The 25,441-nt window shown below is 69.3% G+C and carries 24 protein-coding genes and 2 pseudogenes; 14 read left to right on the top strand and 12 right to left on the bottom strand.

Annotation, left to right across the window (positions count from 1 at the left end; all coding sequences use genetic code 11):
* Positions 1 to 217: 217 nt before the first annotated feature.
* The 6 genes and pseudogenes from QQK49_RS04200 to QQK49_RS04175 all read left to right on the top strand — a co-directional run bounded on the left by QQK49_RS04200 (position 218) and on the right by QQK49_RS04175 (position 8,965).
* A complete protein-coding gene (locus QQK49_RS04200) occupies positions 218 to 1,897 on the top strand; it encodes an ABC transporter substrate-binding protein (RefSeq protein ID WP_284302848.1) in 1,680 nt (559 codons plus the stop codon).
* 76 nt (positions 1,898 to 1,973) lie between these two features.
* Positions 1,974 to 2,986: pseudogene (locus tag QQK49_RS04195) on the top strand (ABC transporter permease).
* On the top strand, positions 2,983 to 3,981 hold the full coding sequence (locus QQK49_RS04190; protein ID WP_284302847.1) for an ABC transporter permease: 999 nt from the start codon (positions 2,983 to 2,985) through the stop codon (positions 3,979 to 3,981). The pseudogene QQK49_RS04195 and the gene QQK49_RS04190 overlap by 4 nt, the downstream one beginning before the upstream one ends.
* A gap of 2 nt (positions 3,982 to 3,983) precedes the next feature.
* Positions 3,984 to 5,072, top strand: coding sequence for an ABC transporter ATP-binding protein (locus QQK49_RS04185; RefSeq protein WP_284302846.1), 1,089 nt, complete (start codon positions 3,984 to 3,986; stop codon positions 5,070 to 5,072).
* Positions 5,069 to 6,262, top strand: coding sequence for an ABC transporter ATP-binding protein (locus tag QQK49_RS04180; protein WP_284302845.1), 1,194 nt, complete (start codon positions 5,069 to 5,071; stop codon positions 6,260 to 6,262). The genes QQK49_RS04185 and QQK49_RS04180 overlap by 4 nt, the downstream gene beginning before the upstream one ends.
* A gap of 285 nt (positions 6,263 to 6,547) precedes the next feature.
* Positions 6,548 to 8,965: a nitric-oxide reductase large subunit gene (locus QQK49_RS04175; protein ID WP_284302844.1), complete on the top strand. Its 2,418-nt coding sequence runs from the start codon at positions 6,548 to 6,550 to the stop codon at positions 8,963 to 8,965.
* A gap of 66 nt (positions 8,966 to 9,031) precedes the next feature.
* Here the strand turns inward: QQK49_RS04175 and QQK49_RS04170 are convergent, their stop codons facing one another.
* The 5 genes from QQK49_RS04170 to QQK49_RS04150 form a co-directional block, all read right to left on the bottom strand.
* Positions 9,032 to 9,637, bottom strand: a complete 606-nt coding sequence (locus tag QQK49_RS04170) for a response regulator transcription factor (RefSeq protein WP_284302843.1) — start codon at positions 9,635 to 9,637, stop codon at positions 9,032 to 9,034.
* 97 nt (positions 9,638 to 9,734) lie between these two features.
* Entirely contained in the window at positions 9,735 to 10,436 is a 702-nt protein-coding gene (locus QQK49_RS04165; RefSeq protein WP_284302842.1) for a sensor histidine kinase, read from the bottom strand.
* 5 nt (positions 10,437 to 10,441) lie between these two features.
* The gene (locus QQK49_RS04160) at positions 10,442 to 11,014 is read right to left on the bottom strand and encodes a hypothetical protein (protein WP_284302841.1); all 573 of its coding nucleotides are present in this window, start codon (positions 11,012 to 11,014) and stop codon (positions 10,442 to 10,444) included.
* Positions 11,015 to 11,054: 40 nt separating this feature from the next.
* Positions 11,055 to 11,972: an ABC transporter permease gene (locus QQK49_RS04155; RefSeq protein WP_284302840.1), complete on the bottom strand. Its 918-nt coding sequence runs from the start codon at positions 11,970 to 11,972 to the stop codon at positions 11,055 to 11,057.
* Between the two features lie 47 nt (positions 11,973 to 12,019).
* On the bottom strand, positions 12,020 to 12,943 hold the full coding sequence (locus QQK49_RS04150) for an ABC transporter ATP-binding protein (protein ID WP_284302839.1): 924 nt from the start codon (positions 12,941 to 12,943) through the stop codon (positions 12,020 to 12,022).
* 409 nt (positions 12,944 to 13,352) lie between these two features.
* Here QQK49_RS04150 and QQK49_RS04145 point away from each other — a divergent pair, with 409 nt between their 5' ends.
* The 4 genes from QQK49_RS04145 (at position 13,353) to QQK49_RS04130 (ending at position 17,327) form a co-directional block, all read left to right on the top strand.
* Complete coding sequence (locus QQK49_RS04145) at positions 13,353 to 14,582, top strand: pyridoxal phosphate-dependent aminotransferase (protein WP_284302838.1); 1,230 nt, start codon at positions 13,353 to 13,355, stop codon at positions 14,580 to 14,582.
* 221 nt (positions 14,583 to 14,803) lie between these two features.
* Positions 14,804 to 15,535, top strand: a complete 732-nt coding sequence (locus tag QQK49_RS04140) for a type 1 glutamine amidotransferase family protein (RefSeq protein WP_284302837.1) — start codon at positions 14,804 to 14,806, stop codon at positions 15,533 to 15,535.
* Positions 15,532 to 16,233, top strand: a complete 702-nt coding sequence (locus QQK49_RS04135; RefSeq protein WP_284302836.1) for a type 1 glutamine amidotransferase — start codon at positions 15,532 to 15,534, stop codon at positions 16,231 to 16,233. Before QQK49_RS04140 ends, QQK49_RS04135 begins: the two co-directional genes overlap by 4 nt.
* Positions 16,230 to 17,327, top strand: coding sequence for a flavin-dependent monooxygenase (locus QQK49_RS04130; RefSeq protein ID WP_284302835.1), 1,098 nt, complete (start codon positions 16,230 to 16,232; stop codon positions 17,325 to 17,327). The genes QQK49_RS04135 and QQK49_RS04130 overlap by 4 nt, the downstream gene beginning before the upstream one ends.
* 58 nt (positions 17,328 to 17,385) lie before the next feature.
* Here QQK49_RS04130 and QQK49_RS23145 read toward each other — a convergent pair.
* Positions 17,386 to 18,341 (bottom strand): annotated as a pseudogene (locus QQK49_RS23145) (NAD(P)-dependent oxidoreductase).
* Between the two features lie 137 nt (positions 18,342 to 18,478).
* Here QQK49_RS23145 and QQK49_RS04115 point away from each other — a divergent pair.
* Both QQK49_RS04115 and QQK49_RS04110 read left to right on the top strand, forming a co-directional pair.
* Positions 18,479 to 18,997: a type 1 glutamine amidotransferase domain-containing protein gene (locus QQK49_RS04115; RefSeq protein ID WP_284302833.1), complete on the top strand. Its 519-nt coding sequence runs from the start codon at positions 18,479 to 18,481 to the stop codon at positions 18,995 to 18,997.
* A 149-nt stretch (positions 18,998 to 19,146) separates the two neighbouring features.
* Entirely contained in the window at positions 19,147 to 20,103 is a 957-nt protein-coding gene (locus QQK49_RS04110) for a DUF808 domain-containing protein (RefSeq protein ID WP_284302832.1), read from the top strand.
* 64 nt (positions 20,104 to 20,167) lie between these two features.
* On the opposite strand, the gene QQK49_RS04105 is transcribed toward QQK49_RS04110, so the two are convergent.
* Positions 20,168 to 20,452, bottom strand: coding sequence for a VOC family protein (locus QQK49_RS04105; RefSeq protein ID WP_284302831.1), 285 nt, complete (start codon positions 20,450 to 20,452; stop codon positions 20,168 to 20,170).
* On the bottom strand, positions 20,449 to 20,976 hold the full coding sequence (locus QQK49_RS04100) for a DUF488 domain-containing protein (RefSeq protein ID WP_284302830.1): 528 nt from the start codon (positions 20,974 to 20,976) through the stop codon (positions 20,449 to 20,451). Before QQK49_RS04100 ends, QQK49_RS04105 begins: the two co-directional genes overlap by 4 nt.
* Positions 20,977 to 21,039: 63 nt before the next feature.
* Here QQK49_RS04100 and QQK49_RS04095 point away from each other — a divergent pair, with 63 nt between their 5' ends.
* A complete protein-coding gene (locus tag QQK49_RS04095) occupies positions 21,040 to 21,846 on the top strand; it encodes a YwaF family protein (RefSeq protein WP_284305819.1) in 807 nt (268 codons plus the stop codon).
* A complete protein-coding gene (locus tag QQK49_RS04090; RefSeq protein ID WP_284302829.1) occupies positions 21,843 to 22,412 on the top strand; it encodes a pyridoxine/pyridoxamine 5'-phosphate oxidase in 570 nt (189 codons plus the stop codon). Before QQK49_RS04095 ends, QQK49_RS04090 begins: the two co-directional genes overlap by 4 nt.
* A gap of 4 nt (positions 22,413 to 22,416) precedes the next feature.
* Here QQK49_RS04090 and QQK49_RS04085 read toward each other — a convergent pair whose 3' ends face one another.
* Genes QQK49_RS04085 through QQK49_RS04070 form a run of 4 tightly spaced genes read right to left on the bottom strand, consistent with a single transcriptional unit; the run spans position 22,417 to position 25,326 of the window.
* Positions 22,417 to 23,406 (bottom strand): IS481 family transposase, encoded by a 990-nt coding sequence (locus tag QQK49_RS04085; protein WP_284302828.1) that lies wholly within the window; start codon positions 23,404 to 23,406, stop codon positions 22,417 to 22,419.
* Complete coding sequence (locus QQK49_RS04080; RefSeq protein WP_018021351.1) at positions 23,403 to 24,155, bottom strand: ABC transporter permease; 753 nt, start codon at positions 24,153 to 24,155, stop codon at positions 23,403 to 23,405. Before QQK49_RS04080 ends, QQK49_RS04085 begins: the two co-directional genes overlap by 4 nt.
* Positions 24,152 to 25,081 carry an ABC transporter ATP-binding protein gene (locus QQK49_RS04075; protein ID WP_087484690.1) on the bottom strand — a complete coding sequence of 310 codons (930 nt, stop codon included), beginning with the start codon at positions 25,079 to 25,081 and terminating at the stop codon, positions 24,152 to 24,154. Before QQK49_RS04075 ends, QQK49_RS04080 begins: the two co-directional genes overlap by 4 nt.
* Positions 25,078 to 25,326 carry an AbrB/MazE/SpoVT family DNA-binding domain-containing protein gene (locus QQK49_RS04070; protein ID WP_018021349.1) on the bottom strand — a complete coding sequence of 83 codons (249 nt, stop codon included), beginning with the start codon at positions 25,324 to 25,326 and terminating at the stop codon, positions 25,078 to 25,080. Before QQK49_RS04070 ends, QQK49_RS04075 begins: the two co-directional genes overlap by 4 nt.
* Between the last annotated feature and the right edge of the window lie 115 nt (positions 25,327 to 25,441).

The raw sequence follows: 25,441 nt of genomic DNA, 5'->3' as shown, positions 1-25,441 counted from the left end.
CTCACCTGAACACCAGACATCCGATCAGCGACGGCGTCCCCCGGGGCGCCGTCGCTGCGTGAGGGCACATGGGCATGACGCGAGGGCCTGAGGCCAGGTCTCGATTCGGTGACGACGCGCCCGTGTGAGCCGGATCACCGGACGTGGACCCGGTCGTTAAGTACTGTTCGCGACAGTCCACCGCCGGGCCCGCCCGGCCCCTGAGAAAGGTTCCTTCATGAGCCGGATCCGGTCGCTGGCCGCAGTCGCAGCCTCTTCCATCCTCGTCCTCACCCTCGGCGCGTGCGCCCAGTCGCAGCGCGAGGACACCTCCGGGGGCGGTGGTACGCAGGGCGGAGGCGGCGGCACCTTCACCTTCGGCGCGGCGGGCGCTCCCAAGGTGCTCGACCCCTTCTACGCCACCGACGGCGAGACGTTCCGCGTCACCCGTCAGATGTTCGAGGGCCTCGTGGGCTTCAAGCCCGGCACGGCCGACCCCGCACCCGCTCTCGCCACCGAGTGGAAGCCCAGCGACGACGGCCTGACCTGGACCTTCACCCTCAAGGAGGGCGTCAAGTTCCACGACGGGACCGACTTCAACGCCGAGGCCGTCTGCAAGAACTTCGAGCGCATGTACGGCCAGACCGGTGCCGGTGCCACGGCCGCGGTGTCGCAGTACTGGACCGACAACTTCGGCGGATTCACCGACGGCAAGGCCGACTCGCTCTACAAGTCGTGCACGGCCAAGGACCCCAAGACCGTCGACATCGTGCTCAACCGGGTCACCAGCAAGTTCCCGGCGCTGCTCGGCCTCTCCTCGTTCGCGATGCAGAGCCCGACCGCGATGGATCAGTACAAGGCCAACGACGTCAAGGCGCAGGGTGAGGGCTTCGTGTTCTCCGAGTACGCCACCAAGCACCCCACCGGCACCGGGCCGCTCAAGTTCGAAAGCTACGACCAGGCCAACGGCACCATCAGCCTCGCCCGCAACGAGGAGTACCACGGCACCAAGGCCAAGCTCTCCAAGCTGATCTTCCGCATCATCCCCGACGAGAGCACCCGTCGTCAGGAGCTCCAGGCCGGCAGCATCCAGGGGTATGACTTCCCGAACCCCGTCGACTGGGAGGCGCTGAAGGGCGAGGGCAACAAGGTCGAGGTCCGCCCCGCGTTCAACGTCTTCTACCTGGGCCTCAACGCCAAGGCCAACCCCGAGCTCAAGGACCTCAAGGTCCGTCAGGCGATCCAGCACGCCATCAACCGTGAGCAGATCGTCCAGACCCAGCTGCCCGAGGGCGCCAAGGCCGCGACGCAGTTCATCCCCGAGACCGTCGCCGGCTACAACAAGAGCCTGCAGGTCGCGCCGTACGACCCCGAGAAGGCCAAGCAGCTCCTCAAGGAGGCCGGCGCCGAGGGCTTCACCCTCAAGTTCTGGTACCCCTCCGAGGTGACGCGTCCGTACATGCCGGCCCCGCAGCGTCTCTACGAGGCGATGCGCACCGACCTCGAGGCCGTCGGCATCAAGGTCCAGCCCACCACCAAGCCCTGGAACGGTGGCTACCTCGACCAGGTCGACGCCGGACAGGCCGGAGCCTTCTTCCTCGGGTGGACCGGCGACTACAACACCGCCGACAACTTCATCGGCACGTTCTTCGGCGACACCGAGAACCGCTTCAAGACCTCCGAGTACCCCTGGGGCAAGGACCTGTCGGCGGCTCTCAAGGACGCCGACGGCACCGTCGACGAGGCGGAGCGCGCCAAGAAGTACGAGGACATCAACGCCAAGATCATGCAGGAGTACCTCCCGGCGATCCCGATCAGCCACAGCCCGCCCGCCATCGCCCTGGCCAAGGGTGTCGAGGGTGTGACGCCCAGCCCGCTGACCGACGAGAAGTTCGACCAGGTCACCGTCTCGAACTGATCCGCCCCGACTCGACGGGTCCGGCCGCGAACCACGCGGCCGGACCCGTTCGGGTGAACTCTCGGAAGGTCCTCCCGTGCTGAGGTACATCGTCAGACGCCTGGCCCAGATGGTGCTGGTCGTCCTCGTCCTCTCGTTGTTGTTGTTCGCGTGGCTGAGATCCCTGCCGGGGGCCCGGTCTCCGCGCTGCTCGGCGAGCGGGCCACCCCCGAGACCCGAGCGCAGCTCGAGGCCGCCCTGGGCCTCGACCAGCCGATCTGGGTGCAGTACTGGCGATTCCTCATGCGGGCCCTGTCCGGCGACTTCGGTGTCTCCACCGGCGTGCTCCCCGGGCGCTCGGTCGTCTCGATCCTCGTGGAACGCTTTCCGGCCACGATCGAGCTGTCGTTGTTCGCCATCCTTCTGGCCGTGCTCATCGGCGTGCCGGCCGGATACCTCGCCGCCCGTCACCGCGGTCGTCCGCTCGACCTCGGCGGGGTGCTGCTCTCCCTCGTCGGCGTCGCCGTCCCCGTCTTCTTCCTCGGCTTCCTGCTCCGCTACGTCTTCGCGATCGAGCTGGGCTGGCTCCCGGCCTCGGGCCGTCAGTCGGCCACGATGGACGCCACCCGCATCACCGGCTTCTTCGTGCTCGACGGGTTGCTCACACGCGAGTGGGACGCCGCCTGGAACGCGTTCAAACACCTCATCCTCCCCGGAATCGCGTTGTCCTCCATCCCGTTCGCGGTGATCTTCCGCATCACCCGCGCGAGCGTGCTCGACGTGCTCGACGAGGACTACGTGCGCACCGCGGAGGCCAAGGGCCTCACCCTGCCGGTCATCCGTAACCGCCACGTGCTGCGCAACGCGATGCTCCCGGTGGTCACGACGATCGGTCTGCAGGTCGGGTCGTTGCTGGCCGGGGCCGTGCTCACCGAGAAGGTCTTCGCCTTCCCAGGCATCGGCGACGCGCTGGCCAGGTCGTTCGAGCTCCGCGACTACGCGATGCTCCAACTGCTCATCATGGCCGCCGCGGCCGTCTACGTATTCGTCAACCTCGTCGTCGACCTGCTGTACGCGGTCATCGACCCGCGTGTGAGGACGGCGCGATGAACTCTTCCAAGAAGGACCGCATCGACTCCCTGGCCGCGTCGTCGGCCCGGGGAGCTCCCGCAGCCGCGGGCGGGTCCGACTCCTCGGTGGCGGTCGCCGACGCGGGCCGTATCGACTCCGGCGAGGGCGTGAGCCTGCTGGCCAGCGCGTGGAGTCGCCTGCGCCGCAACCCGCTGTTCCTCTTCGGCGCCTTCATCACCCTCTCGTTCGTCGTGCTCGCGATCATCTCCCCGTGGATCGCCCCGCACGACCCCACGGCCCAGGACCTGTACCCGCAGATCCGGCAGCAGACCAACCCCATCCCCGGCCCCCAGCCCGGGTACGTCCTCGGTGGCGACTGGTTCGGGCGGGACCTGCTCTCACGCCTGATGGTGGGCAGCCGTCAGACGCTCATCGTCGGTGTGCTGGCCACCCTCGGCGGACTCTTCGGCGGCCTGGTGCTCGGCACCCTGGCCGGCGCGTTCGGCGGCTGGGTCGACGCCCTCGTCATGCGCATCGTCGACGTGATGCTCTCGATCCCGAGCCTGCTCATGGCGTTCTCGATCGCCGCGATCTTCGCCAACCCCAGCCAGTGGACGGTCATCCTCGCCATCGCGATCGTGCAGATCCCGATCTTCGCCCGCCTCCTACGCGGCTCGATGATCGCCCAGCGGTACAGCGACCACGTGCTCGCCGCCCGGGCCCTGGGGGTCAAGAAGGCGCCGATCGTGTTCCGGCACATGCTGCCCAACGCGCTCGGCCCGGTCATCGTGCAGGCCACCCTCGTGCTCGCCGTGGCGATCATCGACGCGGCCGCGCTCTCCTTCCTCGGCCTGGGCAACCCCGACGACCGTCTCCCCGAGTGGGGACAGATGCTCGGCGCCTCCCAGCAGTACCTGGCCGGATTCCCGCATCTCGCGTTCTACCCCGCGGCGTGCATCATCGTCGTCGCGCTCGGCTTCACCCTCATGGGCGAGTCGTTGCGTGAGGCACTCGACCCGAAGACGAGGCGATAGCCATGGCCCGCACCACCAGCGGAAGCACCGCGGCCACGGCGACCGACGCGGCCGGCGCCGGCGACGGTCGACGTCATCACGCCCGCGGGGAGGGCCCGCTGCTGCGCGTCGAGGACCTCACCGTGGAGTTCACCCGCCAGGGGCAGGAGTCGTTCACGGCCGTCGATCACGTCACCTTCGAGGTGCAGCCCGGCCAGACCGTCGGCCTGGTCGGCGAGTCCGGCTGCGGCAAGTCGGTCACCTCGCTGGCGATCATGGGGCTGCTCCCCCACCGCGGCAACAAGGTCACCGGACGCGTCGACTTCGACGGCACCGACCTGCTCACGTTGTCCGACAAGCAGATGCGCGATCGACGCGGCAGCGACGTGGCGATGATCTTCCAGGACCCGCTCAGCTCGCTCAACCCCGTCGTGCCGATCGGCCTGCAGGTCACCGAGGTCATCGAACGGCACCGGGGACTCAAGCGCTCCGAGGCCCGGCCGGTGGCGGCCGATCTGCTGAAGCGCGTCGGCATCCCTGACCCCGACCGGCGGCTCAAGGAGTACCCGCACCAGCTCTCCGGCGGGATGCGCCAGCGCGCGCTCATCGCCATGGCGCTGGCCTGCGAACCGCGGCTGCTCATCGCCGACGAACCGACCACCGCCCTCGACGTGACGATCCAGGCGCAGATCCTCATGCTGCTGCGCGAACTCGTCGAGGAGACCGGCACGGCGCTCATCATGATCACGCACGACCTGGGTGTCGTCGCCGGTCTCTGCGACCGCGTCAACGTCCTCTACGGCGGCCGGATCGTCGAGCGCGCCGACCGGCACGAGTTGTTCGCGGCTCCCCGCCACCCCTACACCAACGGGCTGCTGGCCTCCATCCCCCGTCTGGACGCCCCGCGCGGTGAGCGCCTCAACCCGGTGCCCGGGTCGGTGGCGGACAACCTGCCGTGGACGCATGCGTGCGCCTTCGCGCCGCGGTGCTCGCAGCCCATCGAGATCTGTCGGGAGCAGACCCCGGAGCTCGTCGACGAGCCGAGCCGCTCGGTCCGACCGCGAGCGCTGCGCTGCCACAATCCCGTTCCCAACCCGGAGGAGACCCGATGAGTACCGCAGCCTCCGACCGTGAGGTGTCCTCGGGCGATCTCGGGGCCGGCCCGGACGAGCACGTCCTGGTCGACGTCAAGGGACTCAAGGTCCACTTCCCCATCAAGCGCGGTGTCATCTTCGACCGGACGGTCGGGCACGTCTACGCGGTCGACGGCATCGACATGCAGATCCGTCAGGGCGAGACCTACGGGCTCGTCGGTGAGTCCGGATGTGGCAAGTCGACGTTCGGCCGCGCGCTGTTGCAGTTGGAGGAGCTGACCGCCGGCTCGGTGCACTTCGACGGCGAGGACATCGCCTCGCTCAAGGGTGAGACCCTGCGGCGGCGACGCCAGGACATGCAGATGGTCTTCCAGGACCCGCTCTCCAGCCTGGATCCGCGGCAGTCGATCGAGTCCCTGTTGCTCGAGGGCATGCAGGCGCACGGACTCGTCAAGGACAAGAAGGCCGCCGGCACCCGCCTGCGCGACCTGTTGAAGGCCGTCGGCCTCCCGCCCGCCGCACTCAAGAAGTACCCCCACGAGTTCTCCGGTGGCCAGCGTCAGCGCATCGGCATCGCCCGCGCCCTGTCGGTCGACCCCAAGCTCATCGTCGCCGACGAGCCGGTCTCGGCCCTCGACGTCTCGGTCCAGGCGCAGGTCGTCAACCTCCTGGAGGACCTGCAGGAGCAGTTCGGTCTCACCTATCTCGTCGTCGCCCACGACCTCGCGGTGGTGCGCCACATCAGTGACGTCGTGGGCGTCATGTACCTCGGCGCGCTGGTCGAGGAGGCCGACGCCGACGCGCTGTACGAGGAGCCGCTGCACCCCTACACCCGCGCGCTCATGTCGGCCGTGCCCGTGCCCGACCCCACGGTGGAGGACCGACGCGGACGCGTCCTCCTCGCCGGCGACCTGCCGAGCCCGGCCAACCCGCCGAGCGGCTGCCGCTTCCACACCCGCTGCCCCTGGCGGCAGGAGAGCCGCTGCGACACCGAGCGTCCCGAACTCCGGGTGATCCACACGACCGGTCGCGCTGCCGACGAACGACCGCACAAAGTGGCCTGCCACTGGGCCGAGAGCATCGCCGACGGCACCCTGGCACCCCACGAGGTCGACCCGTCCGGAGGCGAGCAGTTCCAGAACCCGGGCAACCCCCAAGGGGTCACCGGCAGCTTCACCGGACCGGCCTCGGTCACCGAGGTCAACTGAGGTCAACTGACGTCGACTGAGACAGGCAGCACCGGGCTCCTCGCGCATGCGCGCGGAGCTTTGTGCTGCATGGCGACTCGATGGCCGGCGCCAGGAGGCCGACCCGGGGAACCGGCCGCGGGATCGCGCCTCGATCCGGGCCGGAACGGGAGTACGCTCGGCCTCGCCCCTGGCGCGGATTGTGATGCAAGTCACGACCTGACCGGGAACCCAGCGCTCGGCTTGCCACCTCGGTGGGCGTATGTTTTGCACGGTCAATATCGTGTTTTTTGGTAGGAGTACCTCGTGAGTACCACGCTTCCGGCTCGACAGGACGCCACCCCACCACCGGACGACGACGACGCCCGGCACCACTTCATCGCTCAGCGGCGATGGTGGGCCGCGCTGCTGGCGGTGGTCGTGGGGTCGTTCAGCGTCCTCATCTGGATGGGCGTCGACATCAACGACAACAAACCGCCGATCCCCACCCAGGTCGTCTCGACGGACGGTGAGGTGCTGGTGAACGAAGGCGACGTGCTCGCCGGCCAGCAGGTCTGGCAGTCCATCGGCGGCCACCAGATCGGATCGGTGTGGGGCCACGGCTCCTACGTCGCCCCCGACTGGACCGCCGACTGGCTGCACCGCGAGGCGGTCCACGTGCAGAGCTCCTACGTGCAGGAGCGTGGCCTGCCCGGTTACGACGCCGCCTCTCCGGAGGACAAGGGCGCGATCGACGCCCACGTCGTCACGGCGTTCCGCACCAACACCTACGACCCGTCGACCGGAACGATCACGATCAGCCCGGCCCGGGCCGCCGCCTACGAGGCGAACGCCGCGCACTACGCCGACGTCTTCATGAACGGCAACGTCGACATGGCCATCCCGGCCGGGACGATCGACGACCCCGAGGCGATGCGCAAGATGAACGCGTTCTTCTTCTGGGGTAGCTGGGCGGCGTCCACCGAGACCGAGCCCGGCGACGCGACCTACCTGCGCAACTGGCCGCACGAGCCGCTGGTCGACAACGTGCCGAACGCGCCGAACATCCTGTGGAGCATCATCAGCTTCATCGTGCTCCTCATGGGCATCGCGGGCATGGTCTGGTACCACAGCCACCACCCCGAGGACGAGGTGACCAAGCGTCCGCCGTCGAACGACCCGCTGCTCGGATACGAGTCGACGCCCTCGCAGAAGGCCACGCTCAAGTACTTCTTCGTGGTCGGAGCCCTGTTCGTGCTGCAGATCGCGGTGGGCATTATCACGGCGCACTACGGGGTCGAGGGCGGCGCGCTCTACGGCATCCCCATCGATCAGATCCTCCCGTACGCGGTCGCCCGCACCTGGCACACCCAGCTCGGCATCCTCTGGATCGCCACGGCCTGGCTCGCCACCGGTCTCTACGTCGGCCCCGCGGTGGGCGGCTTCGAGCCGAAGTTCCAGCGCCTCGGCGTCAACGTGCTGTTCGGCGCGCTGATCGTCGTCGTCGCCGGCTCGATGGCCGGCCAGTGGCTGTCCATCACCGGCAAGATGGGGTACGGCACCCCGATGAACTGGTGGCTCGGCACCACCGGCATGGAGTACCTCGACCTGGCCCGTCTCTGGCAGATCGGGCTCTTCATCGGCCTGTTCCTGTGGTTCTTCCTCATGTTCCGGTCGATGTGGCCGGCCGTGCGCCGCGCCAAGGGCGGCCGCGCCGCGCCGACGGCCAACGCGCCGCTGGCCGGTGGCTCGCAGCGCACGCTCATCATCATGCTGCTCATCAGCTGCTTCGCGATCGCCTCGTTCTTCGGTGCCGCGTTCGGCATGGGCCGCGACAGCCACCTGTCGATCCTGGAGTACTGGCGCTGGTGGGTCGTGCACCTGTGGGTCGAGGGCTTCTTCGAGGTCTTCGCCACCGTGGTCATCGCGTTCCTCTTCGCCCGCCTCGGCCTCGTGCGTCCGCGGATGGCGACGACGGCCACGCTCGCCGCGACGACGATCTTCCTCCTCGGCGGCATCATCGGCACCGGTCACCACCTGTACTTCTCGGGTGGCAGCGACGCCGTCATGGCATGGAGTGCGACGTTCAGTGCGCTGGAGGTCGTGCCGCTGGCGCTGATGGGCTTCGAGGCGTTCCGCAACCTCAAGATCCTCCGCGTGAGCGAGTGGGTCGCGGGCTACAAGTGGGCGATCTACTTCTTCATCTCGGTGTCGTTCTGGAACATGCTGGGCGCCGGCGTCTTCGGGTTCCTCATCAACCCGCCGATCTCGTTGTTCTACGTCAAGGGCCTCAACCTCACTCCCCTGCACGCGCACACCGCGCTGTTCGGGGTGTACGGGATGCTCGGCATCGGTCTCATGCTGTTCTGCGTGCGCAGCCTCATGCCGGGGCGGGAGTGGAACGACTGGCCGCTCAAGCTGGGCTTCTGGGCCATGAACGGCGGACTGCTGGCCATGGCGCTGCTCAGCCTGCTGCCGCTGGGTCTGGCCCAGGCGTGGGCCAGCATGAACGAGGGCCTGTGGTACGCCCGCAGCCCGGAGTTCCTGTACGACCCCGTGCTCACCGTCCTTCGGTGGATGCGCACCCCGGGTGACACGATCTTCGCCGTGGGTGCCCTCTCGATCGGGCTGTTCATGGTGGGCCTGCTCACCGGCCACGCCCTCAAGGACCGCGGCCCCCACACCGTGCCGGGCTCGACCGAGGCCGAACCACGCTCCACCGATCACGCCGACGCCACGAACTGACGCCGGCTCCCACCAACTCCCACCGACTCGGACCGCCTCCACCCGGAGGCGGTCCGAGTTCGTCGGTCAGATCCAACCGCGGTCGCGGGCCAAATGCACGGCCTCGTGCCGGTTGTTCGCGCCGGTCTTGGCCACGGCCGCCGACAGGTAGTTGCGCACCGTTCCCGGTGACAGATGAGCACGGGCCGCGATCTCGTCCACGGGAGCGCCCTCCGCGGCGAGTTCGAGGACGTCGGCCTCGCGGGCCGAGAGCGGGTTGGCCCCCGCGGCGATGGCGTCGGCGGCCAACTCGGGGTCGACATACCGACCACCGGTATGCACGGCACGGATGGCGTCGGCGAGCACTCCGGCCGAGGCGGTCTTGGGCAGGAACCCGCGAACGCCCAGCTCCAGAGCCCGCTTGAGATAACCGGGGCGTCCGTGGCTCGTGACGATGAGGCAGCTCACCGGTGGGGTCATGGCCAGCAACGTCTCGGCCACGGCGATGCCGTCCATGCCCGGCATCTGCAGATCCAGCACGGCGACGTCGATCTCGCTGGAGCGGACGACGGCGATGGCCTCGGCCCCCGACGCGGCCTGGGCCACGACCTCGAGGTCGTCCTGCAGACCGAGCAGGGTCGCGAGCGCGTCGCGGAACATGTTCTCGTCGTCGGCCAGCAGCAGACGGACCATGGCGGCACCTCCTGTGAGCAGGCTAACCGGGCGGCGGGCCGACGAGCCGCAGGGTGTCGCGCCTCGTCGGCCGCGCTGCCTCCTCGCGCTCCACAGCTCAGTGCAGCGGAACCCCGGCGACCAGCGCGAATCCGGACTCCGACGGGCCCGCCTCGAGTGATCCGCCCACGGCCTCCACCCGCTCCCGCAGACCGATGAGTCCGGTCCCGCCCGGCGTGCGGGTCACGGCGTTGAGCGAGGTGTTCTCGATGGTCAGCACAACGTGGTCGGGCGCCTCGTCGACGGTGATGCGCACCTCGCCGGCCTGGCCGTGCCGGAGCACGTTGGTGACGCCTTCGCGGACGACCCACGCGAGCGCCTCCGCGGCCGGGTCCGACAGCCGCGCCGCGACCGCCTCGGGGTCGTCCAGTCCCAGCACGCGGGTGCGGATCCCGGCGGCGCGCAACACCGACCGCGCACCGATGACCTCGTCGTCGAGCTGGATACGCCGATAGCCGCGGACGAGCCCGCGGACGTCGGTCAGTGCGCTCTGCGCGATCTCGCGGACGGCCATCATCTCCTCGGCGGCGCGGTCGTCGCCGCGCCGGGCGAGTTCGGCGGCGAGTTCGCTCTTGACCGCGACGGTGGACAGGGTGCGTCCGAAGACGTCGTGCAGGTCGCGGGAGAAGCGCAGGCGTTCCTCGGCGACGGCGAGGTCGGCGGCCACCTGCCGCGACCGCCACAGGCGGCGGACGACGTCGATCATCCATCGCGTCGCCATCGCCGTGGGGACGATGACGATGCACAGCCACGTCGTCATGACCATCACGGCCGCGGCCGCGGGGTGGACAGCCCGGGCGGCCCGACCACGTACACCAGGTAGAGGACGATCAACCCGATCACCGTGCCGGCCAGCACGAGACGCCACCGTTTGGTGAGGGCGGCGACCGCTGCCGTGCCGATGAGGATGGCGGGTCCCAGGCCGATGAACGGTCCCGCACCCTGCTCACGGATCCCGGTCGAGGGCACCAGAGCCGCCTGCCCGACCATCCCGATCACCGAGATGACGGCGAAGGAGCGGACGACGACGGGCGGCACCGGGCGCTCGGTGCACAGCAACTCCGTGAGTGCGATGGCCAGCGCCGTCCACACGATCGCGACTCCGGCGGAGACCGCGCCGATGAGCAGCCCGGTCTCCGGGCTCCAGCCGTGGGCGCGCACCCCCGCGCGTCCGGCCGACAGGGAGCCCGCGGCCGCCACGACTCCGGCGCCGAGCAGGATCACGTGCATCGACCAGCGGCAGTAGGCCTCGAAGCGGCGACGTTCACGTTCGCTGCGCGGACCGACGATGTCGTCGGCCCGCGCCCCGGTGGCGTGTGTGGTGGCGGAGTGATCCATGGTTCCGATCATGCCTGCCACTCGTCCGTGAGCACCGATGTCACCGGCGCGGCTCCCACTTCAGGTAGCGGCGCACGAGCCAGGCGGCGAGGACGGTCCAGACGACGAGCACGAGCACGGGCATGCCGGCCGCGGTGAACGTCTCGGCGAAGGTGAGCGCGGTGCCGTCGGCGTCCACTCCCGCCATGCCGAGCCGCATGAGCTCGACGACGGGGTTCAGCGGGGTCCAGGCGGCGATGCGCTGGGCCCAGTCGGGCAGCATCGTGAGCGGGAAGGAGATGCCCGACAGGAGCAGCGGCACGAAGATCAAGGGGAGAGTAGTGATCTGGGCGTGCTCGACGCTGCGGGTGAATCCGGTGGAGGCGATGCCCAGCAGGGACCACACGATGGTGCCGAGCGCCATGGCCACGCCGATCAGCAGCACGTTCGGCGGCATCCCCACGCCCAGCAGCAGGGCCGCGCCGAGGACGCACAGCACGGTCTGCAGGATCGTGATGAGCGCGAAGGGCAGCGAGAGCCCCGTGAGGATCACCGCGTCGGACGCCTCGCCGGTGCGCAACCGCTGCAGCACGTAGGCCTCACGGCGGGCGACGAGCGCGGTGACGAGGGTGTAGTAGACGACGAAGATCAGCGCCGTTCCGAGGATGAGGATCGGGGCGAGTCGCCCGAAGCCCAGATCGTTGCCCATGGGCATCGCCGAGAAGAACACCACGATCAGTGCCGGCATGAGCAGGGTGTTCATGAGGGCGACCTTGTTGCGCCGCAGCAGGCGCCACTCCGCGCCGGCGAGGGAGAGAGCCTGCTTGAGGCGACTCGCGGGGCGCACCTCCGGAAGGGTGACGGGGCGAGCGGCGGTGGCGACGCTCGAGCCCGTCGGCGTCACGCCGCCGGGGGTGGTCGTGTCGCGGGCGGTCGTGTCGCGCGTGGTCGGGTCGGTCGTGGAGGTCTCGCTGTGCATCGCTGTCTCCTGGTGATTCGAAGCTGGCGTGGTCATGGTCGGCCCGCTCACGCGGCGGCCGACTGCGCGGCGTCGGTGGTGCCGGCGATCTCGAGGAAGATCTGTTCGAGCGAGGCGGCCGAGGCACGCAGGCCCACGAGGTCGATGTCGTCGCCCGCCCAGGCGAGCAGCTCGCGCAGGGTGCGCTGCAGTTCCGGCGTGCGCAGGACGGTGCGCGGGCCGTCGAATTCGACGCGCGCGTCGGGGATCCGCGGGAGGGTGACCCCCGGGGTCTGGAAGGAGATCGTGGCGGGTGCGCCGGCGACGATCTCCGACAGCGTCCCCGAGGTGGCGATCCGTCCCTCGTGCATGATCGAGATCCGGTCGGCCAGCCGCTCGGCCTCCTCGAGGTAGTGCGTGGTGAGGACGATCGCCGTTCCGTCGTCCAACAGGCCTCCGAGGACGTCCCAGGCGCGGTGGCGGCTCTCGGGATCGAGGCCGGTCGTCGGCTCGTCGAGGAAGAGGATGCGGGGCTTGCCCATGATCGACAGGGCCAGATCCAGGCGCCGGCGTTCACCACCGGACAGGCTCTGCACCGGCACGTCGCGACGCTCGTGCACGTCGACGATGGCGAGCGCCTCCTCGACCGGTCGCGGTGCGGCCATGGTGCCCGCCCACATCCGGGCGGTCTCGAGAACCGTGAGGTCCCCGGAGAACCCGGCGTTCTGCAGCACCACACCCATGTGCGGACGCAGGCGGCGGCGGTCGGTGAACGGGTCGAGGCCGGCGATCTCGACGCTGCCCGCGGTCGGGCGGGCGACGCCCTCGAGCAGGTCCATCGTCGAGGTCTTGCCCGCACCGTTGGTGCCGAGGAGGGCGAAGAACTCGCCCGGCCCGACCTCGATGTCGACACCGCGCACGGCCTCGAACCCGGTGCGGGGGTGGCCGTAGCGGCGGTGGAGCCCGGTTGCACGAAGAAGCGTTGTCGTCATGTCTTCATCGTGGTGCCGGTCGGGGCGGTGAGGCGATGAGCCCGGGCATCGGTCCGGGTGAGGCGTGCACGGGGCGGGGATGACGTTCGTCATGCCGGCCGGGGGGTTCATCACCCTGCAGCGACGGGCGCGAGTGCGCCGGCGGGGTGGAAAGGCGCGTGACGGGCGGCGGCCCCTCCTCCGCCGCCCGCCACGCTCCGCATCCCCTATCGACGGGCAGCGGGTGGAACCAAGGACTTGGCGCGAAGTCCTGTTGACCTGCGACTCTGTCGGCGGCACCCCGGTCCTCGCCGCCACGACGACGAGGAGTCGCGGCGCCTCGACGCGGCCCGTGAGGTGAGGTGAAGAGAGCGCCTCGAGGTCTGTGCCGTTCGCGGCCCTACACCACCGGCGGTGCCATGATGAGCGCATGCGCCCGGTCTCCCAGTCCCGCAAGCTCGCCGACATCCACTACGCGATCCGGGGACCCGTCCCGGCCGAGGCCAAGCGGATGGAGGACGAGGGTCACCGCATCATCCGGCTCAACATCGGCAACCCCGCCCCGTTCGGTTTCGAGGCGCCCGAGGGCATCCTCGTCGACATGCGGCGCCAGCTCGCCTCCTCGGTCGGATACTCCGACAGCAAGGGCATCGTCTCGGCCCGCCGCGCGATCGTGCAGTACTACCAGGAGCGCGGCGTCGAGGGCTTCGACATCGAGGACGTCTACCTCGGCAACGGGGTCAGCGAGCTCATCACGACCACGCTGCAGGCGTTGCTCGACAACGGCGACGAGGTGCTGATCCCGGCGCCTGACTACCCGCTGTGGACGGCGACGGTCTCGCTCGCGGGCGGCACTCCCGTGCACTACCTCTGCGACGAGGAGGCCGATTGGGCGCCCGACCTCGCGGACATCGAGGCCAAGGTCAACGACCGCACCCGGGCCATGGTCATCATCAACCCGAACAACCCGACCGGCGCCGTCTACTCACGTGAGGTCCTCGAAGGGCTCGTCGGGATCGCCCGCAAGCACGGGCTCATCCTCATGAGCGATGAGATCTACGACAAGATCCTCTACGACGACGCCGTCCACATCCCCACCGCGTCGCTCGCTCCCGACCTGCTGTGCCTCACCTACAACGGGCTGTCCAAGAGCTACCGCGTAGCCGGGTTCCGCAGCGGGTGGCTCGTCATCTCGGGCCCGAAGGAGCACGCGCAGAGCTACATCGAGGGCATCGAGATCCTCTCCAACATGCGCCTGTGCGCCAACCACCCCGCGCAGCACGCCATCGCCACGGCCCTCGGCGGCCGGCAGAGCATCGAGGAACTCGTGCACCCCACCGGCCGGCTCGCGCGGCAGCGGAACATCACCGTCGAGATGCTCAACAGCATCCCCGGCGTCTCGTGCACGATGCCCAAGGGGGCGCTGTACGCCTTCCCCCGCCTCGACCCCGCGGTGTACCCGATCGCCGACGACGAGGCCTTCACCCTCGAACTCCTCAAGGCGCAGAAGGTCCTGGTCGTGCAGGGGACCGGCCTCAACTGGCCGCACACCGACCACTTCCGCATCGTCACCCTGCCGCACGAGGACGAGCTCGCCGAGGCCGTGGGCCGTATCGAACGGTTCCTCGCGACGGTCAGGTCCGGAGCCGTCGTGGTGTGAACGCCGAGATCGGCTGTGCGCGTTCTCTGCTCGCACCGGAAGGGCCTGTTCGTTAAGTTTGGCCACGGGGTTCGAACAACCCGCTGGTCGCAGGCCCGGGCGCCGTGATCGCTTCCAGGTCGACCGTTCAGTACGATGGTCAGGTGTCTACCTGTCTCGTCGCTCTCCTGCCGGGCGTCCGGACACCCGAAAGGCTGCTTCAGTGGTGCCGGGACTCCGGCGTGACCATTGCCCTGCACGAGGTCGATCCGGCTGCTGACCTGCCGCGTATCGAAAACCTCTGTGGAGTGCTCGTCGTCGGGGGCGCTGTCAGCCCCTACGACGAACGCATCCACACCCGCGGCCTGGGTGCCCTGCTCGTCACCTCCGTCGGGCGCGAGATGCCCACGCTCGGGATCGGTGGTGGAGCACACTTCGTGGCCTGGGCCCTCGGCGCACAGCCGGGGATTCCCGAGCCGATCCCGGTCCGACTCCGCGCGGTCACGCGCACCGCCCAGGGGCGTCTGGACCCCTTGTTCTCACGTGTCCCCTCCACCGCCCGCTGGATCGAGTGGAGCGACCTCGGCCTCACCCGGCTGCCGGTCGGGTCCACCGTTCTCGCGGTCGACGAGTCCGGCCTTCCCCAGGCCGTCCGGTTCGGGCCCCAGACGTGGGGGCTTCAGGGCCACCCCTACCTCGACCGCGCGGCCCTGACCGAGCTGCTCGAGGCCGGACATCCACTGTTCACCCCCGAGGCCCGTGCCGCGCTCGAACCGGATCTGGAGCGGATGGACGCCGTGTGCTCCTCGTGGGAGCCGATGTTCAGCGAGTTCCTCGCGATGGTGGCCTCCGGGTCCCCGGGTCGGGGCGCAGCGGGAGGCACCCCCGCCACCGGTTCTGATCCACGGGCGCCCACCCCGCCGATGTGCTTCCATCGATCGAGTCATCGACGCCGATCCGAAGGGCACACATGAGCATCCTGGTCGTGCAGCACGAGGCGGACGCTCCCGCCGGACTCCTCATCGCCGACGACGGACCCCCGACCCACGTCGTCCGTCCCTATCAGGGCGAGGACCTGCCGCCATCGGTGGCGGGGCACTCCGGCCTGATCGTCCTCGGCGGCGAGATGAACGCCTACCAGGACGCCGAGTACCCGTGGCTCGCCCCCACCAAGGGCCTCATCCGCGAGGCGATCGGCGCAGGCATCCCCACGTTGCTGGTGTGCCTCGGCCACCAACTGGGTGCGGTCGCCCTCGGCGGCACCGTGGAGCGGCATCCCGACCCGCTCTGGGGCGTCTTTCCCGTGCGACTCACCGACGCGGGGCGCGAGGACCCGCTCTTCGCGCACCTGAGGGCCGACGCGCGGGTCGTGCACTGGAACGGCGACCTGGTCACCGTCCCGCCGGCCGGCGCGACCGTGCTCGCCCACGATCCCCGCGGCGGCATCCAGGTGCTGCGGTACGGGCCGCGTGCCTGGGGCGTCCAGTGCCATCCGGAGGTCGACGTCGACATCGTCGGTTCGTGGGCCGCGTCGCAGAGCGAGGAGCGGGAGGCCGGATCGGTGGCGCGGGCGGAGGCCGCCATGGTCGAAATCCGCCGCGAGATGCCGGCCGTCCACCGAGCCTGGGCGCCGGTCCTGGCGGCGTTCGCCGACCTCGCCACGCCCCGATGAGCAGGACACGCGTCGCCGTGGTCGGCGGCAGCATCGCGGGCCTGGCCCTCGCGGGGTTGCTGGACCCGGAGCGGTTCGCGGTGACGATCCACGAGGAGCGTCCCGAGCGGGCCGAGGCCGGATCCTCCCTGGCGCTGTGGCCCGATGCCCGGCGCGTGCTCGACGATCTCGGAGTCGGTGATCGTGCCGGCCGGCTCGTCCACGAGGTGGGGACGGGGTCGTTGCGGGACGCGACCGGCCGTCCCTTGGTGAGTCCGCCCGCGGACGCGTCGATGCAGATGATCCTGCGGCCGGCGTTGATCGAGCTGTTGGAGCAGGCGGTGCCGGACACGGTCCGCCGGGTGCACGAGCGGGTGGACCGGCCCGAGAGGTTGCCGGCCGACCTGGTCGTCGGTGCCGACGGCGTGCGCAGCGTCGTGCGGCGCTCCGCGTTCGGTGAGCACACCGTGCCCCGCCTCACGCCGTGGCTGGCGTTGCGCGGACTCCTGCCCGGGACGCCGCCCGAGAACGGGGAGTACTGGGGGCGTGGCGATCTCGCGGGCGTCGTCGAAGCGCCGGGCGGCACCTACTGGTTCACGACGCACGTGAGCCACCTCGGCGCCCTGCCCGCGGAGGCCGGCGGCGATCCGTGGCGTCGGTCGCTGGTCGTCGACGTCGGCGAGGCGCTCGCGGAGGCCCGTCGCGTCTTCGAGGGCACCGCCGACCGTGCCCCGGTCGTGCTCGACGTCCTCGGCCGGGCGGACGCGGAGACGACGCTCGCGCAACGGATCTACGAGGCACCGCCGATGCGGCGGCTGGTCCACGGTCGCGCGGTGCTCGTCGGTGACGCGGCGCACGCGATGACACCGAATCTCGGACGGGGTGCCTGTGAGGCGCTCGTCGGCGCGCGCATCCTCGCCTCGGAACTGAACACCCGCGACCTCGGGAGCGCCCTGACGCGGTACGAGGCGCGCCGGCTCCTCCCGGGCGCCGTCCTGCGGCGGACCTCCCACGCACTCATGCAGGTGGCCCTGGCCACCCGGCTCCAACCCGCCCGGGACCGAGCGCTGCGCGGCGTCGGGACGGCACTGGCCCGAGCACCCCGTCTCACCTGAACCGGAGGGTGGCGTCGAGCCCGGAGGTCATGAGCTCCGGTCTCGCCGTTGCCGGTCCTCAGGTGGTGGCGCCCGGGGCGCCGGCGACCTGATTGCGCAGCGGAGATCCCGTGTTCATGGCCGCGAGGTTGTGGGCGACGAGGTCGGACGCGCCCACCGGCCTCCCACCGGCGCAGTGTGGGGTGAGGACGATGTTGCGGGCGCTCCACAGCGACGAATCGGCGGGCAGCGGTTCGGTCTCCATGACGTCGAGGGCGGCCCCGCCGAGGCGCCCGGCGTTCAGCGCCTCGACCAGGGCGTCCTCATCCACGGTCGACCCGCGACCGACGTTGACGACGTAGGCGTGCTCGGGCAGGCGCTCCAACCTGGCCGCGTCGAGGGCGTGGCGCGTGGCCGGGCCTCCGGGAAGAATCGAGATGAGCACGTCGGTCTCCGCGAGCGCCGCATCGAGATCCTCCTCGGTGACCACCGGATATCCGTGCCGCTCCCCGCGCTGCGCGCGACACCGCGCACCTGCGCGCCGAGGGCGGTGAGCATCGGTGCCAGCGTCGCCGCGATGCTCCCGAATCCCCAGATGAGCACGCGGGCGTCGATGAGCGTCGTGACGGGACCCTCGTGGTGCAACGGCTGATGACCGGCGTACTCGCTCAACCACCGACTCTCACGCTGCGCCTCGAGGCAGTCCGGCACCCTGCGGACCAGCGCCAGCAGGAGCGCGAGGGCGTGCTCGGCGACCGGCCGATCGTGCAACCCGACTCCTGAGCAGATCGCCACGTCCGCGCCGAACCCGGCGGACTCCAAGGCCTCGGTGCCGGCCATGAGCCCCTGCACCAGACGCACCCGCGTCAACAGACGCGCGTCGTCGGGGATACGGCGACCGTCCCGTCCCCACACGACGAAGACATCGGCGTCCGCCGCGGATTCCGGTAAGGGCGCAGCGGCGTCGTAGACGATCACCTCGGTGTCGTCGAAGGTCGGGGTGTCGAGCACGTCGGGCCACAGCAGTCTCGTCATGGCTTCACCATGACCCATCCGCCACACCGACGACCAGCTGTCGCCCCGGGCGTTCTGCGGGGATCGCCCAGGTCGCGGCTCGTCGCCATGGACGAGAGGATGGTCGGCGTCCGACGAACTCCGTGGGAAGGACCACCATGAGCAGCACCCCCCGTCGTGTGGCGATGATCCTCGCCGAGAACTTCGAGGACTCCGAGGCCACCAGCCCCATCGAGGCCCTGGACGCCCAGGGCGTCGACGTCACCGTCATCGGCATGAGCACAGGCACGCTCACGGGCAAGAAGGGCGCGAAGGTCGACGCCGTCGCCACGATCGCCGACTCCACCGTCGGCGACTTCGAACTCCTCATCATCCCCGGCGGCGGTTCGCCGGAGAACCTGCGCATCGACGAGACCGCGGTCGACTTCACGCGCGATTTCGTGGCCTCCGGCAAGCCGGTCGCCTCCATCTGCCACGGGCCTCAACTGCTCATCTCGGCGGATGTCCTCTCGGGTCGAACCGTCACTGCCGTCAACAAGATTCGTGACGACATCACGAACGCGGGCGCCACGTACGTGGACGAAGAGGTCCACGTCGACGGCAACCTCATCTCCTCCCGCATCCCGGACGACCTCCCGGCGTTCAACGACGCCCTGGTGAACGCCCTCGGGCTCTGAGCCCGAACGCCGCCGCCCGGGCGGGGACGACCTCCCCGCCCGGGCGATCCCGGCCGGCGACGCCGCGTCCCGGGGCGCTGCATCGCGGTCGCCTGCCGAGAGCCTTACCGTGATCCCATGACGATCACTCTCGGCCCTGGGGGCCGCTCATGAGCGGCGGTCTCGTCGCGTTGCTGGACGACGTGGCGACGATGGCCAAGCTCGCAGCCGCCTCCGTCGACGACATCGGTGCCGCTGCCGGCCGCGCGAGCGCCAAGGCCGCCGGCGTCGTCGTCGACGACACGGCCGTCACTCCCAGGTATCTCATCGGGTTCAAGGCCGACCGCGAGTTGCCGGCGATCAAGCGGATCGCCCTGGGGTCGCTGCGCAACAAGCTCCTGTTCATCCTCCCGGCGATCCTGCTGCTCAGTCAGTTCCTGCCCTGGCTGCTCACGCCGATCCTCATGCTGGGCGGCGCGTTCCTCTGCTACGAGGGCGCCGAGAAGATCTGGGAGAAGATCCACCCGCACGAGGAGGCGGAGACGACTCCCGCCGTGCTGCAGGGGCCCGAGGCCGAGGACCAGATGGTCTCCAGCGCCATCCGCACCGACTTCATCCTGTCGGCCGAGATCATGGTCATCTCCCTCAACGAGGTCGCCGCCGAGAGCTTCTGGTCGCGCGCGGTCATCCTCATCGTCGTCGCGATCGGCATCACGATCGGCGTCTACGGCGTCGTCGCGCTCATCGTCAAGATGGACGACATCGGCCTGCACCTGACGAAGAACAAGTCCGGTGCTGTGCAGAAGCTGGGGCGCCTGCTGGTCAGCGGGATGCCGAAGGTGCTCACTGCGTTGTCGGTCATCGGCACGGCCGCGATGTTGTGGGTCGGTGGCCACATCCTCCTGCTCGGCTTCGACACCCTCGGCTGGCACGGGCCGTACGCGCTGGTCCACCACGCCGAGGAGGTCGTCGGTCATGCCGCCGGCGCCGCCGCTCCGGCGCTGAAGTGGCTCACCAACACCGTCGGCTCGGCGATCCTCGGCCTCATCGTGGGCGCCGTCATCGTCGCGATCATGCACGTCCTGCCCTGGCCCAAGAAGAAGCACGAGGCCGGCGCCGCGCACTGATCGATCCGCACGCGACACGCGGCGGCGCCCGGTCATCGGGCGCCGCCGCGTCGTCTGTGCAGCCTCAGGCGTCGCCGAGGGTGTACGCCGCGGCGTGGTGCGCCTGGTAGAGCAGGATGTCGTCAGCCCCGGGGACCCTCAGCATGATGCCGCGACCGAAGCCCATCTCCTGCGCGTCGCCGGCGAACTCCGCACCTCGAGAACGCAGTTCGTCGACCGTCGAGTCGAGGTCGTCGCACATGAGCGCGATCTCGTGATGCCGTGAGGCCGTGTAGGCGCCGCCGTCGTGCTCGCCCGAGGTCTGGTGGCGTCGGCTGTGTGCAACCGCATCCTCCGGCCGCGCCGTCATCCGTCCCAGACGAGCCCGTCGGGACCCGCGCGTGCCCCGGCACTGGGCATGTGTCGATCCAGGCGCCCGCCCGGAAGGAGGTGCTCGACGTCGACGCCGTCGACGGTGACGACGTCGGCCACGATGCGCCGATGGCACCGCCACCACACGGTCTCCGAGCACATCACCGCCGTGCGCACTGCCGCCACGTCGTCGCGGAGTTCGTGGAGTCCGCAACGGAACTCCGGCGTCCGTGTCCACGCGCAGTAGGCGCGGAAGGCGGCGACCCGCCACCACGTGTCCGGCGAGTTCGCGTCCTCCTCCTTCGTCAGGCGGCGGCGACCACCGAGGCGCTCGTCCCAGCGGTAGTCGATGCCGCCCTCGGCGAGGATCTCCGGGATCCGTCCGCGCGCCGCGGCCTCGTTCGCGCGGCTCCCCGGAAAGCGTCGGATGTCCACGACCCGCCGGATCCCGGCGTCGTCGACCATCGCCAGGAGTTCCTCGGCCGAGAGGCGTCCGTGCCCGAAGGTGAGGAGTTCTCCCATTTCGTGAGGCTACCCCCGGGCTCCCCCGCTGCGGACCGCCGGGCCGCTACGCTCCGAGCCGTGATGGCAGGAGTGCCCGAGATCGGGTTCATGCAGAACTACAGCACGCCCCACCTGGTCGTGTTGGCGATCACCATCGTCGCCATCGCCGTCGGTGTGCCGGCCGCGCGACGGCCGGGTGCCGAGCGCTGGGTCGGCGCGTTCGGGTGGGTCATGCTGGCCGCCGGCCTGGGGTGGATGGTGTGGTGGTGGCTGCCCGGGCACTTCGACGTCCACCAGTCCCTGCCGTTCCACCTCTCGGATTGGCTGCGCGTCATCACCGGGGTCGCGCTCATCACGCGCTCGGGCTGGGCCGTCGTCATGTCCTACTACTGGGGGCTGACGCTCAATCTCCAGGCGGTCCTCACCCCGGATCTCGTGTACTTCCGCAACCCCGCCCTGGAGTTCGGCATGTACTGGTTCCTCCACGTCGTCGCCCTGGTCGCGCCGATCGTGCTGGTGTGGGGGCTCGGCTACCGTCCGACCTGGCGGGGGTTCGCCGCCGGCTACCTCACGACGCTGGGCTGGGCCGGGGTCGCCCTCGCGGTCAACGCGGTCCTCGGCACGAACTACGGCTTCGTCTCCGAGCCTCCCGGTGTCGCCTCGGCTCTCGACCTGCTCGGGCCGTGGCCGTGGTATCTGCTGTCGGTGGCAGCGCTGCTCGCCGTCGTCTTCGCCGCGATGACGTGGCCGTGGACCACCGATCGTGCCCGGGCGGCCTCCGTGGCGTGTCCGTCAGGGCTGGTGCGACGACGGGTCGCCCGGGACGAGCGAGCCGTCCGGCGAACCGGGGTGATCAGCTCGAGGAGAGGTGACACGATCGAGGCATGACCGACGACGTGCGCCGCCGCCTCGCGGCCATCCCCGCCCTCACCGGTACGCCGCCCACCCTCGACCTGGAGCGACTCCCCGCCGAGCCCACCGCGCTCTTCCTCGACTGGCTGGAGGACGCCGTCACGGCCGGCGTGCCGGAGCCGCGGACGACGACCCTGGCCACCGCAGACGCCGACGGGATTCCGGATGCCCGACTGCTCATCCTCAAGGACGTCGGCGAACGCGGCTGGGCCTTCGCCAGCACCGCCTCGAGCCGCAAGGGTGAGCAACTCGCCGACAATCCTGCTGCGGCACTGAGCTTCTGGTGGCAGCCCCTCACGCGGGCGGTCCGTGTGCGCGGTCGCGCCGTCGAGGGCACTCCCGAGGAGAGCGCCGCCGATCTCGCCGCCCGCAGCCCGCAGGCGCAGTCCCTGGTCGCCGATGGCGACTGGCGCCTGTGGTGGGTGCGCCCCGATCGCATCGAGTTCTGGCAGGGATCACCGGACCGCAAGCACCTGCGCATCGTCTACACCCGCACCGACGACACCTGGAGCAGGGAGATCCTCACCGCCGACGGCAGTTGAGGCGCTAGCTGTACTGACCGGGGACGTTGGTCAATCGGGAGATGGGCGGCTGGTAGTCGCAGGCCGTGTGCGGCCGGTGGTGGTTGTAGTGGTGGAGCCAGTCAGCGAGTGCGTCGCGACGCTCCTGCTCGCTGGTGTAGCAGCGAGCGTAAGCCCATCCGTCGGCCATTGTGCGATGGAAGCGTTCGACCTTGCCGTTGGTTTGCGGCCGGTAGGGGCGGGTCCGCTTCGGGGTGATGGACAGCTCCTCGCAGGTGCCGCGCCACAGGTGCGAGCGGTAGGCACCGCCATTGTCTGATAAGACTCGTTCGACAGTGACGCCACGATCGGTGAACCACTCGACCGCACGGTGCAGCACAGCGACCGCAGTGGTGGCGGTCTCGTCGTCGTGGGCCTCGGAGTACGCCACTCGTGAGTGATCGTCGATCACGGTGTGGATGAAGGCGTACCCGAGCTTGGGATCGCGCCACTTGTTCTTCGGCTTGTCGGGGGTGGCGGAACGGTTCTTCTCTCCTTGGCGGCGGCCCACGTAGCGCCAGCCACCGCCATCGGGGATGTTCCCGAACTTCTTCACGTCTACATGGACGAGGGAGCCAGGGTAGCGGTGTTCGTACCGGCGAACTAGCTCGCCAGTGGCGCGTTCGAGGTAAGCAAGTCGGTTCAATCGAGTCGAGCGCAGGATGCGGTGCACGGTCGATGGAGCGACACCGACGCGCACGGCGAGCTGAACCGGTCCTTCTCGCAGCCTCATTCGCAGGCTGATACAGCGCTTCGTGACCGCGAGCGATGTCTTGGTCGGTGAGTTCTTCGGGCGCGAGGACCTGTCCTGCATGGACTCGCCGGACAGATAGCGGTCTACCCAACGCTTCACGGTGGGCCACGACACCTGGAACCGGGCTGCGATCTCGCTGATCGGCCATCCTTCGTCGACGACGAGGCGGGCGACCTTGAGTCGGTGGCGAGGTGTGAGAGCGGCGTTCGCGTGCGTCGTCATCGGACCGGCTCCCACTGGAAGCGCCACCGGCCAACGAGAGCAGCGACGGCGAGTACAACGCACAGAAGAAACACCGGCATGATCATGGCGGCTAGTGGGTCGCCGTCCCACGCGTGTTGAGCGGCTTCGACGAACCAACGGACGGGTGAATACTTAACGATCTGCTGAATCGCCGACGGCATCGCCGCCAATGGCGTAAAGGCTCCGGATGTGAGCATGAGCAGGATCATGAGCACGTTCCCTATGCCCGTAGCGGCAGTGGCGGACGGATAGAGCGCAGCAAGCGCGCAACCCACTGCGAGGAAGGTGCTGAGCCCGATGAGGCACACGGCCAGGACACCTGGGACGTGGCTAGGCATGGGCACCCCGAAAACCCCGATCCCAATCGCCAAAGCGGTGAGCATGCCCGCAATACCTACGACGAAGTGCACGGTGAGGCTCGCTGCGATGAAGGTGGAACGACGCAGCGGCGTAAGACTCAGGCGTCGGAGTGCGCCCGTGTCACGAAGGGTCAGCATCGCCACGGGCACCTGGAGGACCCCGGTCATGGCGAGAACAAGAGAGGCGAAGGCGGGCAGGGTCGCATCGAGGAATCCCCGTCCACCGAACTCCGGTCGCGGATCGTTACCGAAGATCACACCCAAGGCCAGCACCAAAACCGGCGCGAAACCGAAAGAGAAGAACAGGCCTACAGGGTCGCGGCGCTGGGAGCGCCATAGGGCTTTGAGAAGGGCTCGATATGCGTTCATGCCGCCTGCTCCTCGGTGGTGATGTGTCGACCGGTGAGGGCCAGGAAGACGTCTTCAAGGCCGGGGGTCGTCGTGCTCATGCTCGTTACGGTGATGCGGTGTGCCGCCAGTGCAGCAAGGACGCCCTGCAGCCCGTCCGCAGTGCCGCGGATGGTCAGTTCCCGTCCCTCTGTTCGAGCGCTGGTCACGCCAGGAACTCCGTTGAGGTCGAACTCTGCGCTAGGCGACGCCGACAGGATGAGCTTCGCCGTGGTTTCGCCGGCGTGTTGCTGGATGAGGGAAGCCACTGTGTCCAAAGCAACCAACCGGCCGTGGTCGATGATGGCTACACGGTCGCATAGCCGTTCGGCCTCCTCCATGTAGTGGGTTGTGAGAACGACCGTTGCACCGCTATCGCGGACGTGCTCGACGGTGTCCCACATGTTTCGACGTGACTGAGGATCGAGAGCGGTGGTGAGCTCGTCCAAGAAGGCGAGCTGGGGACGGTTGATCAAGGCGAGGGCGACGAACACTCGTTGACGCTCCCCACCCGAGAGCCTGTCAACGCGGGCGTTGGCCTTGTCCTTGATCCCCAGATCCTTCAGCAGTTCGCGCCAAGGCCGCGGACGCTCGTAGAGGGCGGAGTAGAGCTCGAGGGCGTCCTGCACAGTGAGGCGAGGTGGCAGGGCCGCGCTTTGCAGCTGGACCCCAATTTGCTGAGCCAACGAGTGCTGGTCCTTGATGGGGTCGCAGCCGAGCACCTCGACGTGCCCAGACGAGGGGCGGTCCAGTCCTTCCAGGCAGTTCAACAGGGTCGTCTTACCAGCACCATTCGGGCCCACGACCCCGAAGATCTCTCCTTCGCGGACCTTGAAGGAGACGTCTTCGAGGGCAGTGAAGCTGCCGAAGTTGCGGCTGACAGCCGCACAGCTCACGACATTCTTCATCCCTCATCACCCTCGGAGTCCACGGGGGCCTGATGGCTAGGCATCGCCTGCATGACGATCTGATCGAGCGTCTCCTGGCGCATCAAAGCGATCCCTTGGTTCGCGTCAGCGAGCAGGAGCAGGGTGTCGCCCGGGTGAATATCGAAGAGCTCCCGCGCACCCTTGGGGATGACGACCTGTCCCTTGGGGCCGACCTTGACCGTCGCGGCGTACTTGCCCGGTGGGGGCGTTTGATCCATGTCCATGCTGACCTCCTGGTTGGTGCCACAAGTATAACAAGTGGCACCAACCAGGAGGTGACCTCACGGCATGTAGTCGATCAACGTGTCCGGTCAGTACATCTAGAGGTGTCGCCTTCCG

The organism is Mobilicoccus caccae, from assembly GCF_030161635.1.
Lineage (GTDB): Bacteria > Actinomycetota > Actinomycetes > Actinomycetales > Dermatophilaceae > Mobilicoccus > Mobilicoccus caccae.
This window is presented reverse-complemented; position numbering and strand designations above follow the sequence as displayed.

What these genes read in the sequence shown, in the direction of transcription:
- QQK49_RS04130 (WP_284302835.1), top strand. Translation starts at nt 16,230, where the DNA reads ATGAGCAGGACACGCGTCGCCGTGGTCGGCGGCAGCATCGCGGGCCTG.
- QQK49_RS04095 (WP_284305819.1), top strand. Translation starts at nt 21,040, where the DNA reads ATGGCAGGAGTGCCCGAGATCGGGTTCATGCAGAACTACAGCACGCCC.
- QQK49_RS04070 (WP_018021349.1), bottom strand. Translation starts at nt 25,326, where the DNA reads ATGGACATGGATCAAACGCCCCCACCGGGCAAGTACGCCGCGACGGTC.
- QQK49_RS04150 (WP_284302839.1), bottom strand. Translation starts at nt 12,943, where the DNA reads ATGACGACAACGCTTCTTCGTGCAACCGGGCTCCACCGCCGCTACGGC.
- QQK49_RS04180 (WP_284302845.1), top strand. Translation starts at nt 5,069, where the DNA reads ATGAGTACCGCAGCCTCCGACCGTGAGGTGTCCTCGGGCGATCTCGGG.
- QQK49_RS04100 (WP_284302830.1), bottom strand. Translation starts at nt 20,976, where the DNA reads ATGGGAGAACTCCTCACCTTCGGGCACGGACGCCTCTCGGCCGAGGAA.
- QQK49_RS04200 (WP_284302848.1), top strand. Translation starts at nt 218, where the DNA reads ATGAGCCGGATCCGGTCGCTGGCCGCAGTCGCAGCCTCTTCCATCCTC.
- QQK49_RS04115 (WP_284302833.1), top strand. Translation starts at nt 18,479, where the DNA reads ATGAGCAGCACCCCCCGTCGTGTGGCGATGATCCTCGCCGAGAACTTC.
- QQK49_RS04090 (WP_284302829.1), top strand. Translation starts at nt 21,843, where the DNA reads ATGACCGACGACGTGCGCCGCCGCCTCGCGGCCATCCCCGCCCTCACC.
- QQK49_RS04155 (WP_284302840.1), bottom strand. Translation starts at nt 11,972, where the DNA reads ATGCACAGCGAGACCTCCACGACCGACCCGACCACGCGCGACACGACC.
- QQK49_RS04190 (WP_284302847.1), top strand. Translation starts at nt 2,983, where the DNA reads ATGAACTCTTCCAAGAAGGACCGCATCGACTCCCTGGCCGCGTCGTCG.
- QQK49_RS04080 (WP_018021351.1), bottom strand. Translation starts at nt 24,155, where the DNA reads ATGAACGCATATCGAGCCCTTCTCAAAGCCCTATGGCGCTCCCAGCGC.
- QQK49_RS04170 (WP_284302843.1), bottom strand. Translation starts at nt 9,637, where the DNA reads ATGGTCCGTCTGCTGCTGGCCGACGACGAGAACATGTTCCGCGACGCG.
- QQK49_RS04085 (WP_284302828.1), bottom strand. Translation starts at nt 23,406, where the DNA reads ATGACGACGCACGCGAACGCCGCTCTCACACCTCGCCACCGACTCAAG.
- QQK49_RS04110 (WP_284302832.1), top strand. Translation starts at nt 19,147, where the DNA reads ATGAGCGGCGGTCTCGTCGCGTTGCTGGACGACGTGGCGACGATGGCC.
- QQK49_RS04165 (WP_284302842.1), bottom strand. Translation starts at nt 10,436, where the DNA reads ATGACGACGTGGCTGTGCATCGTCATCGTCCCCACGGCGATGGCGACG.
- QQK49_RS04185 (WP_284302846.1), top strand. Translation starts at nt 3,984, where the DNA reads ATGGCCCGCACCACCAGCGGAAGCACCGCGGCCACGGCGACCGACGCG.
- QQK49_RS04145 (WP_284302838.1), top strand. Translation starts at nt 13,353, where the DNA reads ATGCGCCCGGTCTCCCAGTCCCGCAAGCTCGCCGACATCCACTACGCG.
- QQK49_RS04075 (WP_087484690.1), bottom strand. Translation starts at nt 25,081, where the DNA reads ATGAAGAATGTCGTGAGCTGTGCGGCTGTCAGCCGCAACTTCGGCAGC.
- QQK49_RS04105 (WP_284302831.1), bottom strand. Translation starts at nt 20,452, where the DNA reads ATGACGGCGCGGCCGGAGGATGCGGTTGCACACAGCCGACGCCACCAG.
- QQK49_RS04135 (WP_284302836.1), top strand. Translation starts at nt 15,532, where the DNA reads ATGAGCATCCTGGTCGTGCAGCACGAGGCGGACGCTCCCGCCGGACTC.
- QQK49_RS04160 (WP_284302841.1), bottom strand. Translation starts at nt 11,014, where the DNA reads ATGGATCACTCCGCCACCACACACGCCACCGGGGCGCGGGCCGACGAC.